At 53.2% G+C, this 237-nt stretch carries 1 protein-coding gene; it reads right to left on the bottom strand.

Annotated features, from left to right (window positions below; translation table 11 throughout):
- On the bottom strand, positions 1 to 214 hold a 214-nt coding region (locus tag M2D63_RS26100; RefSeq protein ID WP_285865922.1), incomplete at its 3' end, for a hypothetical protein.
- Between the last annotated feature and the right edge of the window lie 23 nt (positions 215 to 237).

Here is a 237-nt window from a genome sequence, read left to right as displayed (position 1 = left end):
AATGGATGGGGATAACGCACATGGGAATCGACTGGCCCGCCGACTGCACGCGGGCGGTCAGGGTGATATACATGAGTTTGGCGGCCTTCTTTGCGTCTTCATAGAAGATCTCGTAGAAGTCGACCATGCGGTAGAACATCAGCTGGTCCGGGTGCTGGTTCTTAAGCTTCCAGTCATGCTGCATCATCGGGGTGTGTGCGGAAAGATAGCTCATTACATAAACTTGGCTCGAGGTGT

This window comes from Pseudomonas sp. BJa5 (assembly GCF_030272875.2).
Lineage (GTDB): Bacteria > Pseudomonadota > Gammaproteobacteria > Pseudomonadales > Pseudomonadaceae > Aquipseudomonas.
The sequence above is the reverse complement of the archived record's forward strand: the minus strand, read 5'-3'. Positions and strand labels throughout refer to the sequence as shown.